Annotated in this window: 3 protein-coding genes; all 3 read left to right on the forward strand. The window is 41.8% G+C overall.

Translation table 11 applies throughout. The features are described from left to right. Nucleotides 1–51: 51 nt before the first annotated feature. Nucleotides 52–441: a DUF2721 domain-containing protein gene (locus CXF78_RS00430; RefSeq protein ID WP_011638416.1), complete on the forward strand. Its 390-nt coding sequence runs from the start codon at nt 52–54 to the stop codon at nt 439–441. Next, nucleotides 438–1,064, forward strand: a complete 627-nt coding sequence (locus CXF78_RS00435) for a trimeric intracellular cation channel family protein (RefSeq protein ID WP_011638417.1) — start codon at nt 438–440, stop codon at nt 1,062–1,064. The genes CXF78_RS00430 and CXF78_RS00435 overlap by 4 nt, the downstream gene beginning before the upstream one ends. A 67-nt stretch (nt 1,065–1,131) precedes the next feature. Then, a partial coding sequence (locus tag CXF78_RS00440) for a nuclear transport factor 2 family protein (protein WP_180957001.1) occupies nt 1,132–1,435 on the forward strand: 304 nt, incomplete at its 3' end.

Raw genomic sequence — 1,435 nt, forward strand, 5'->3', positions numbered from 1 at the left:
TAACAAAAAATTGATTATTGTCTGCTTAAAAACCTGTTTAGGAATATAGCTTTGTTCAACAACTTACATGTATCGTTAACGACTCCGGCATTATTATTCCCAGCAATTTCTTTATTGCTATTGGCCTACACTAATCGTTTTTTTTCGTTAGCGGCATTAATCCGACAATTAAGTAACGACAAAAAACCGGTGCAAGGCGAGCAAATTAAAAACTTACGCCAACGCATTATTATCATCCGAAAAATGCAAGAAGCCGGTGTCAGCAGCTTTGCCCTATGTGTGTTTTGCATGATTTTGATTTATGTTGGTTTTAACCAAATTGGTTCGGTAGTCTTTGGGTTAAGTTTATTACTGTTATTGTATTCGTTAATTTTATCTGTAATCGAGATCCGTATTTCAGTCGATGCTCTCACGATTCACCTTGAAGAGTTAAGTAAATGAGTCAGTGGATCTATTTTTTTGATTTATGTGGTACCGCGGTATTTGCCCTTTCGGGAGCGTTAGCTGCGGGCAAGCATCGTATGGACCCCTTTGGCGTTATCGTGTTGGCTTCTGTTACTGCAATTGGTGGCGGCAGTATTCGCGATGCGTTAATAGGTGCCACGCCAGTTTTTTGGATCCGCGATCCTAATTATATGCTCGTCATTCTTGCGACCGTAATAACCTGCTTAGTGTTAGTGCGTAAACCGCATAAATTACCCCCACGCTCATTATCTATTGCCGATGCACTCGGTTTAGCACTATTTACCGTAATTGGTGCAGAAAAAGCCTTATTGCTTGAATTATCTGGTATGGTCGCGGTAGTTATGGGATTAATAACCGGTGTCGGTGGTGGTATTATCCGAGATTTGTTATGTAGGCAAATTCCAATGGTGTTGCGAACGGAAATTTACGCAACCGCTTCCATCGTTGGAGGGATCTGTTATACCTTAAGCATATTTGTCGGCATGGATAGCATGACATCGATGTTGATCGCTATGTTCAGCACGCTAATCATCCGTCTGAGTGCTATCCGCTGGCACTTATCTTTACCGGCTTTTGATTTGAAAACAAAGAGAATTTAATGTGCGAATAATCTTCATATTATGCTGTTTGCTATTGAGCTTTCCGAGCAAAGCCAATATTGGCGATATGCCACGAGAACAACAACTTGCGATGCAATACATGGAAGCGCTCACGGATCATGACTATACCGTCCTGCGTCGTTTCTACTCTCGCGACACAGTATTTTACGATAAAACAGCCAATACGACTTACACTGGTGGTCGGCATATTATTGCGTTTTTACAACGGGCTCACGAAGGCGTATTAGAATACCGTTTAAACGTAGAACACATGTTTAATACCGGCTCTCTCGTGGTGATTATCGGCAGTTACCGATTACGAGGTCCCGGCGATCAATATGGTAAACCCGGTAAAATTATCGACCTTGCAG

The organism is Shewanella sp. 11B5, from assembly GCF_002836795.1.
In the GTDB taxonomy this organism is placed as follows: Bacteria; Pseudomonadota; Gammaproteobacteria; order Enterobacterales; family Shewanellaceae; genus Shewanella; species Shewanella frigidimarina.